This is a genomic window from Bartonella sp. MR110HLJHH (genome assembly GCF_042194225.1).
Lineage (GTDB): Bacteria > Pseudomonadota > Alphaproteobacteria > Rhizobiales > Rhizobiaceae > Bartonella > Bartonella grahamii.
Window position 1 is genome coordinate 1 of the sequence record NZ_JBHIMQ010000019.1, and the last position, 9898, is coordinate 9898.

Here is a 9898-nt window from a genome sequence, read left to right on the forward strand (position 1 = left end):
TTTTCAAATACTGATTTCCCAAATCACCATTTTTTTCGTGTTTCATGATCGTCTTACGATCAAGCAAAGCTGTTGCACGACTCGCAACAACATTATTCAGAATGAGCTCTGCTGGATAAGGCTTATCAAATTTCATCACCACTGTTTTCTCATCAACAGCTTGCAAAGCATCATTAACATTTTGTTCTGTAATTCCATATTCATTAAAAATTGCTGCATTAGCCATCTGCAATTTGACAATCCGCTTCATACCCCAAACAAGATCATTGGCATTGGCTGATCTACCATCGTTAAACTTTAAACCATCACGCAAATGAAAGGTAATCACCGTACTGTGATCATCACCTGAAACATCCCAATGAGTTGCTAAAGACGGAACTATTTTTGTTGGATCATCTGTCGCAGTACTGACCAAATTATCACAAACATTTCCAATAATTTCACTTGCATAAACATCATTGCTTTGGGCAGGATCAAATGTACTGATTGCATCAAGATTCCAAGCCATCACAAGAGTATTAGCCGGTGTTTTTGCTGAAACCTGTTGTACAACTACTCCCAGTGCCACAAGAGCAGCAACAAGAGAGCTGCTACTTTTCAATATTGTTTTCTTCGAGTTCATAAACGTTTCCCTTTATTTATTTTTTATTAATTAATGACGCTGAAATAACATGGCAAATTTATAATTATACACATTGAACAAATACATTCTAATCGCCTATACAGAGTCATCTACTTTATAAATTCATTGACTTACATCTCAATCAAACCATAGCGAACATGAAATATATGTTTTGCTAACCAGTATCACATTCTTTTATAACCTTTCTTTGCATACGATAATGCCGTATACCAGCCCCATTAATCATCAAAACGATAAGCCTTGTAGCCCCCAAAATGGTAAGCTTTTAAAAAAATCATTGCGCAAAAATTTATGAATTCACCATTCTATTCCTTTAGGCGGTATTTAAAATAAAATATGCAAACTTTAAAAATCGTCATTCTCCTCAAACACTCAATTTCAAGATGCGGTGCATCTTTACTACATGATCAAAACTGCACTAAAATAGCAGAAAGGCATAAGAAAAGATCTTTTCTAAAACTCTACCCCCCCCCCACAAAAATCTGCTTAATCTTTTGAAAACCAAGTGTCAAAAGCTTTACGTTTTTACCAACAAAACCAAACACGTTAACAAAAACAAAGAAACAATGAGAATAATCACCCCTTCCAAGCTTTGTCTTTTGAGAGATAAAGCTTGCAATAAAAGAATACACACTAAAATGCACTTCTCTATTGATAAAAACAAAATTCATCAGACTACCCCCCAAAGACATAACGAATATGAACCCTTCTAAACTTTAGTGCGCATCATTGCTTTACCACTATAAAAATAGAACAGAAAACAACATACTGCAACAAAACTCTTGTTTCCAGCAGAAACATACAGAGATTCAACTAAGCAATGTAGTGGATACAAGCCTGCCTGAGCTTAATCACCTTCCCAAAAATGGAGCGCACACGCGGCAAGATCACTCTCTAATAAGAGAAAACTATCAGATAATAAAACCCAACACAAGCAGCTTGAGTCATTTAACTTTAATTTTTCATCGCTGCATTTTATTTTTATTGCCTAGGTAAGTATTGGACAATCGACCTACACACAAATAAACCAACTACCATACAACCAAAGTAAAATATAACAATGCAACAACAGCACGCCCTCTAAAAACCACTTTGCATTCGTCAATAAACATGAATAAAATATTCATTACTTATTATAACGGTCATGTCTATTAACAGAAATAAAAACACCTCTTCTGAACCATTTCAAATGCCAAAGACTGTTGCACAACATTGAACGCTCGTAAAGTGTGTGATGGTGCCGATTTGCTCCGTCATAAGCGTGAAGATGGAGTGCACAATGGATTGACTATTATACCATTCATGGGCTGCGTCGCAAAATGGGCTTTGATACACTAGATGTTTCTTTAAAACATACAAGACATTACCATTATCTAACTTCAGATACATGACAGTTAAGGTATCACTCCTTTTTGCATCTATTTTTTCATCCTCAAAATTATACCTTTATCGTTTTGAGTGCCAACAATAGTAGGAAATCGTTGATATTGTATAGTTTATATATTTTAATTATCTTATACAGTGGAGTTGTATAATCTATACATTTATTAAACAATTCAATTATTATCCTATTGATCATTACCCTTACAAAAGAACGTTGGCTAATTTATCGACAAAAACATCCTTCAAGATGATCATTAACAATCCCTACGGACTGCATAAAAGCATAACAAATTGTGGGACCAATAAATGTCCAGCCACGTTTCTTCAAGTCTTGAGAAAGACGAAGAGAAGCAGGGGTTGTAGGATGAGCCGACAGTGTTTGAAAGTCTATCTTTTCATAACGCTCTGATTGTGGTGGCTGAAAAGACCAAAAATAGCGGGACAAGCTCCCCCACTCTGTTATAATTTCCTGTGCTCTAAGTGCATTATTAAGCACTGATTGAATTTTTCTTTGATGGCGAACAATGTCTTTATTCTGCATTAACATTTGCACCTTTAGCTCATCATAATGAGCAATCTTTTCAAAGTCAAAGTGATCAAATGCAATGCGAAAAAAAGAGCGTTTTTTTAAAATTGTAAACCAAGAAAGCCCCGCTTGGAAACCTTCAAGACAAATTTTTTCAAACAAACAGATATCCTCAAAAACAGGTTTTCCCCATTCGTTATCATGATAAGCACAATAAAGTGGATCCGTTCCAGCCCATGCGCAACGAACTTTTCCATCCACTCCCTTAAGAAGACCTTCCGCAAGCATGGCATTAACCGTATTAAAAGAGAGTTCCTTGATCATCGTTTGGCGGCTTTATCTGCTTGTGTTTTGAACGTTTAGAAAAAATAGGTTCTTGTATTGCAACACTGATATCACCATCAAAAAAGCGTAAATTTATTTGCCCTGTTTCAGGAAACTGAGTCAACCGTTTAACGGGCTTATTATCTTGCCCCAAAGCCAAAACAAAACCACGCTCTAAAATATTCTGATAAGAAGTGCTTTTTAAAAGTCTGAATGCAAGCTCCATTTGGGCACGTTGTTTTTCCACACTACGCACAAAAGCACGATGAAGGCGCGCCGTATATTCCTTTGTATTGCGTTGTGCTTTTTCACTATTTAACAAACGTAGCGAAAGACGTAAACGAAGAGTATGAAAAGAAAAACATTTTTTATCGTAGCTCACACAAAGAGCACGCTGTAATCGATTTGAAATTTCATCAAAACCACGCCGTGGTAGAGCAAAAAGTTGGTCGACAGTGGGAAGACCACGTCTGGCTGCACGCAACTTTTGTTGATGAAAATCAAAAGAACGTACAAGTCCCTTGCGCAAACGTGCCCCAAGAGACGCAACACACACTTCAAGATCAAGCTTAACGGGAACAGCCTTTTCTGCAGCTCCTGTAGGAGTTGGAGCACGCCAATCAGCGACATAATCAATCAAAGTCCAGTCCGTTTCATGCCCAACAGCAGAAATAACGGGAAGAGCAGAAGCATAAACAGCACGAACAACAGCTTCATCATTAAACCCCCACAAATCTTCTAAACTTCCCCCTCCTCGTGCAACAATAATAAGATCAGGTTTTGGAATAAGTCCTCCTAGAGCAAGAGCATTAAAACCTTCAACAGCAACAGCTACCTCTCTCCCACTTGTTTCCCCCTGAACACGTACAGGCCAAACCAAAATATGTAACGGAAAACGATCGGATATACGATGAATAATATCACGAATAACAGCACCTGTTGGTGATGTGACAACGCCTATAATTCGAGGCATATAAGGCAAAGGTTTTTTCTTTGCTTCATCAAATAAGCCTTCTTCCACAAACTTTTTCTTACGATTTTCAAGAAGTGTCATCAAAGCACCAACCCCCGTTGGTTCAAGAGCCTCAATGACAATTTGATATTTCGATGATCCTGGATAAGTTGTAAGTTTACCAACAGCAACCACCTCCATCCCTTCTTCAGGAGGAAATTTGAGCTTTTCCATCACTCCACGCCAAATAACAGCTTCCAACCGTGCCTTATCATCTTTTAAAGCAAAATAAGCATGTCCCGAAGCATGAGTACCACGGTAACCTGATATCTCCCCACGCACCCGTACATAACCAAACTTTTCTTCAACAACACGCTTTAGAGCTCCTGCTATTTCGGAAACAGTAAATTCTGCCACATTTGTTATACCTGTTTTTTCACTAAACAAACTTACCATTTTTCAATTCTTTACGCCCGTTTCTGTGAATCTTTTTGAAACAACACAATCTTTAAAATTTTTATTTATAGCTTCATCAAAATACCCATAACACCGGCTAGAACAAGCTTATATTTTGAATTTCAAACCGATTATCCGAGTTATAAAAAAAGCTTGGAGCCGTTGTATGGGGATCTCCAAAGTTATTATTCCATCCGAAAGCCGTATCAATAGAAGTTAAAATATTCAATCTTAACATCCACACAAACACATCTTTCATAAGAATTCCTGAAATAAAATTCTCTACACAACATAGTAATCCATTCCCGATAAAATTCAACGTATTGCAAAGTGTTAAAGAGCTTTGCAATACATCAAATATATCATGATCATGTTTTTTATATTTTATAAACCTGATACCTTCTTATTTTTCAATTGCACTATAAAAAATACGTGGGGCACTATTCCAAACCCATTTTTTGACATCAGGTGTCATCGCTATTGTGTGATACGTCTGATAGATAAAAGCATAAGGTCCTTTCTGCATAAATTCACGTTGCAAATCAGCATACATTTGCGCCCGTTTTTTGGGATCTTTTTGAAACAACGCATCTTGAACCTTTTGATTCATAGTTTCGTCCAAATACCCATGGCACCAACTCGCATAGCCTGTATTTTTAGCCTCAAGCCGATTATCAGGATTGTAAATAAGGCGTGAAGCCATTGTATGAGGATCCGCAGAATCATTATTCCATCCGAAAAAAATCGTATCAAAAGTACGTGCAGATAGTTTTGAAAATAACTGCGTGCCCACAAAACGTTCAATTTTAAAACGTACCCCAACCTTTTTTGCATTGTCTTGAAGGGACTGAGCAATAGGCAAAGCAAAAGGATAAGGAGAAGTACCAGCAAAAATACTGGCCTCAAAACCATCCGGATAACCTGCCTCTGTTAAAAGTTCCTTTGCTTTTTGGAGATCAAGTTTAAAGGGTTGTCCTTCTTTTTCATCCAAAGCCCCAAGATTACCAAGAGGAATAAAACTTGCACGTGGAACACCAACATCTTTGAGAAGAGTCTTACCGAGTCCTTCATAGTCAATAAGATAGCGCATCGCTAAACGCACTTTTTCATTGGCAAAAATAGGATTTGTCACATTGAAACCCCATATGATCACGGATGGCTCTAACACTCTTTCAACTTTAATATCCGTTGTTGCTTGGAGATCTGCCAAATCCTCTGGCATTAGATTACGTGCAACATCGATATCGTGTTTTTGCAACAATAAACGTTGTGTTCCAGGCTCCGCGACATGGCGAATTAAAATCTTCTTCAATTTAGGCGCCTCACCCCAATAATTGGAGCTTGCACGCAATAAAATCCCTTCTCCAGGACGCCAACTCTCTAACTGATAAGGACCAACACAAGCAGAATGGCTTGCCAAATACCGGTTTCCCATATCACCATTTTTTTCGTGTTTCATGAGTGTCTCACGATCAAGCAAAGAAAGAGTACGACTAGTGGCAAAATGGCTAAGAATGAGCTCTGCAGGATAAGGTTTATCAAATTTCATCACCACTGTTTTGTCGTCCGGTGCTTGAAAAGCCTCATCAACATTCTGTTCTGTGATACCATATTCATTAAATGTCGCCGCAGTAGCCATCTTCAATTTAACAACCCGCTTCATGCTCCAAATTAGATCATTGGCATTCGCAGGACGACCATCATTGAACTTCAAACCATCACGCAAATGAAAAGTAATCACCGTACGCTGATCATCACTTGAAACATCCCAACTCTTCGCCAAAGAGGGAACAAGTTTAGCTGCATTATCTTTAGCTGGTTCAACTAAATTATCACAAACATTGACAAGAACTTCATTACCATAACGGTCATTAATTTGTGCGGGATCAAATGTACTTATTGAATCAAGATTCCAAGCCATCACAAGCGTATCGGCAGGTGTTTTTGCTGAAACTTGTTGCACCAAAATCCCCAGTGCAATAACAGCAGAAACAAAAGCACTGCTCCCTTTCAATATTTTTCCTTTCAAGTTCATAGACTTTTCCTTTTAAAATTTATTGTATAAGTTCTCCATGCAACAATAACGTGCAAGAAATAATAAGATTAGACTTAGAAAACATACCTCCTCGAAATAAAATTAAAAACTCAACAGAAAACGATCTGATATAAAACGAAGGTATTAGGCATAACAGCATCTGTTGGAGATATCACAGTGCTTACAATTTGGGACATATCAGGCAAAGTTTCCTTTTGCTTTATCAATCAGACCTTTTGCTTCAAATTTCTTTTTTGATTTTCTAAAAAGTGTCGCGAAAACACCACCTCCGGTTACTTCAAGAGCCTCAATAAAAATTTGATATTTTGATGATTTTGAATGAATTGTAATTTGCTGAAATTGATTATTTACCCTCCTTCTCAAGAGAAAATTTGAATTTTTGCATCACTCCCCATAAAATAATACCCTCCAATTGCGGAGTGTTATCTTTCAAAACAAAAGGAACCATAACATAGGCATCATAAAAAACTGATATTTCTCTTCACCTCCACACCAAAACTTTTCTTCAATATTGCAAAGTCTTTTCTCCTTTAGCAATGCTAAATGCCACAACATCTGTTGTACTAATTTTTTCAGCAAATGAATTGACCACTTTTCAATTCATGGGAGTTGAAATATTAAGTCTTAAACATCCAAGAAAACACATCTTTAATGAGAATGAAAGATCTCTTTTGAAATAGAAATCTTGAAAAGACACTCAGCAATATATCCTCTATTATTCACAATCTTCAACGTATTGCAAAGCATTTAAGAACTTTGCAATACGTCAAATATATCATGATCATGTTTTTTATATTTTATAAACCTGATACCTTCTTATTTTTCAATTGCACTATAAAAAATACGTGGGGCACTATTCCAAACCCATTTTTTGACATCAGGTGTCATCGCTACAGAAACATATGTCTGATAAATAAAAGCATAGGGTCCTTTCTGCATAAATTCACGTTGCAAATCAGCATACATTTGCACCCGTTTTTGGGGATCTTTTTCAAACAACGCATCCTTAACCTTTTGATTCATACTTTTATCAAAATACCCATGGCACCAACTAGCGTAGCCTGTATTTTTTGCCTCAAACCGATTATCAGGATTGTAAATAAGACGTGAAGCCATTGTATGGGGGTCCGCAGAGCCATTATTCCATCCGAAAAAAATCGTATCAAAACCACGCGCATAAAATTTTGAAAACAACTGCGTACCTACAAAACGTTCAATTTTAAAATGTACCCCAATCTTTTTTGCGTTGTCTTGGAGAGACTGAGCAATAGGCAAAGCAAAAGGATAAGGAGATGCCCCTGCAAAAATATTGGCCTCAAAACCATCCGGATAACCTGCCTCTGTTAAAAGTTCCTTTGCTTTTTGGAGATCAAGTTTAAAGGGTTGTCCTTCTTTTTCATCCAAAGCCCCAAGATTACCAAGAGGAATAAAACTTGCACGGGGAATACCAACATCTTTGAGAAGGGTCTTACTGAGTCCTTCATAATCAATAAGATAGCGCATCGCTAAACGCACTTTTTCCTTAGCAAAAATAGGGTTCGTCGTATTAAAACCCCATATAATCATGGAGGGCGCCAACACTTTTTCAACCTTAATATCCGTTGTTGCTTGGAGATCTGACAAATCCTCTGGCATCAGATTACGTGCAACATCGATATCGTATTTTTCCAATAATAAACGTTGCGTTCCAGGCTCCGCAACATGGCGAATTAAAATCTTCTTCAATTTAGGCGCTTCCCCCCAATAATTGGAGCTTGCACGCAATAAAAGAGCTTCTCCAGGACGCCAACTCTCTAACTGATAAGGACCAACACAAGCAGAATGACTTGCCAAATACCGGTTTCCCATATCGCCATCTTGTTCGTTTTTCATGAGTGTCTCACGATCCAGCAAGGCAGCAGTGCGATTAGTGGAAATATTGCTAAGAATGAGCTCTGCAGGATAAGGTTTATCAAATTTCATCACCACCGTTTTGTCGTCCGGTGCTTGAAAAGCCTCATCAACGTTTTGTTCTGTAATCCCATATTCATTAAATGTTGCCGCATTGGACAATTTCAATTTCACAACCCGCTTCATACCCCAAACAAGATCATTGGCATTGGCTAATCTACCATCGTTAAACTTTAAACCATCGCGCAAATGAAAAGTAATCACCGTACTCTGGTCATCACTTAAAACATCCCAACTCTTTGCCAAAGAAGGAACCATTTTAGCTGCATCATCTGTAGCAGAAACGACCAAATTATCACAAATATTGTTAACCACTTCAATTCCATAACGGTCATTGAGTTGTGCAGGGTCAAATGTACTTATTGGATCCAGATTCCAAGCCATTACAAGCGTATCGGTAGGTGTTTTTGCTGAAACTTGTTGCACAAACATCCCCATTGCAAGAACAGCAGAAACAAAAGAACAGCTCTTTTTCAATATTTTTCTTTTCACGTTCATAGACTTTTCCTTTTAACGTTTATTGTATAAATTCCCCATGCAGCAAAACGTGCTTAATAATTAAGTTTAGACGAACTATAGGCTCCTAAAGACCAAGCTTTAAAATCTTCAAGAACAAGCACCTCTTGCCAATGACTCCTCCTGCCTACACTTACAAGCCAAACAAAAACATACAAAGGAAAACACTCTGATATATTCTGATATATAATGAACGCTCACCAACAACAGAGCTTATCCACGATATCATAACGCCTACTATTGAAGACTATAAAACCAATATTTTTTCTCTATCTTGTTCAGCAAGCTTGTCTCTTATTTCTTCCGGCGTTTTGCATACCATCAAAGCACTAGCCCTTTCGGCTCAAGTACCTTAATAACAAAGAGCTTTCATAATAATTTGACGATTTGATAAAACAGGAAAATTCGTTAGTTTGCTAAGTGCAACGACTTTTATTCCTTCTTCAAAAGGAAATTTGATTGTTTTTCATCACTCCCCGTAAAATAACTCCCTCCCAATTGGCATCTCATCATCTTTCAAAGCAAAAGAAAATATGAACACCATAAAAAACTGATACCCCTTGTGTACCCCCCATAACAAAACTTTCTTTCAACATCGCAAAACCTTTGCACCTTTAGCACTACTAAATTCCGCGACATTTGTTACACTTAGTTTTTTATGTTACACTCAGCTTTTTAACAAATAAATTGACCACTTTTCAATTCAGAGAAATTGAAATATTCAATCTTAACATCCACACAAATACACCTCTAATGAGAATGAAAAATCTCTTTAAACGAATGTCTTGAAAAGACATTCAACAATATATCACGCATTATCTATGATCTTCGACGTATTGCAAAGCTTAAAAATTTATACAATACGCCGAATATATCAAGACGATGTCCTTTATCTATTGAACACCATTGAAGACACGCTTATTTTTCAATTTTACTATAAAAAATATGCGGTGCACTATTCCAAACCCACTTTTTGATATCCGGTGTCATCGCGACGACGCCATATTTCTGATAGATAAACGCATAAGGTCCTTTTTGCATAAGTTCACGTTGTAAATCAGCATATATTTGCGCCCGTTTTTGCGGATCTTT

Annotated in this window: 5 protein-coding genes and 1 pseudogene; all 6 read right to left on the bottom strand. The window is 37.2% G+C overall.

What is annotated here, in order from left to right:
• A partial coding sequence (locus ACFIKB_RS08400) for an ABC transporter substrate-binding protein (protein ID WP_375636736.1) occupies positions 1–622 on the bottom strand: 622 nt, incomplete at its 3' end.
• Between the two features lie 1627 nt (positions 623–2249).
• Entirely contained in the window at positions 2250–2876 is a 627-nt protein-coding gene (locus ACFIKB_RS08405; RefSeq protein ID WP_375636738.1) for a DNA-3-methyladenine glycosylase I, read from the bottom strand.
• The gene (gene xseA, locus ACFIKB_RS08410) at positions 2854–4284 is read right to left on the bottom strand and encodes an exodeoxyribonuclease VII large subunit (protein WP_375647491.1); all 1431 of its coding nucleotides are present in this window, start codon (positions 4282–4284) and stop codon (positions 2854–2856) included. Before xseA ends, ACFIKB_RS08405 begins: the two co-directional genes overlap by 23 nt.
• A gap of 403 nt (positions 4285–4687) precedes the next feature.
• A complete protein-coding gene (locus ACFIKB_RS08415; RefSeq protein ID WP_375647490.1) occupies positions 4688–6319 on the bottom strand; it encodes an ABC transporter substrate-binding protein in 1632 nt (543 codons plus the stop codon).
• An 837-nt stretch (positions 6320–7156) separates the two neighbouring features.
• Positions 7157–8788, bottom strand: coding sequence for an ABC transporter substrate-binding protein (locus ACFIKB_RS08420; protein WP_375653288.1), 1632 nt, complete (start codon positions 8786–8788; stop codon positions 7157–7159).
• A gap of 936 nt (positions 8789–9724) precedes the next feature.
• A pseudogene (locus ACFIKB_RS08425) lies at positions 9725–9898 on the bottom strand (ABC transporter substrate-binding protein); the annotation flags it as partial.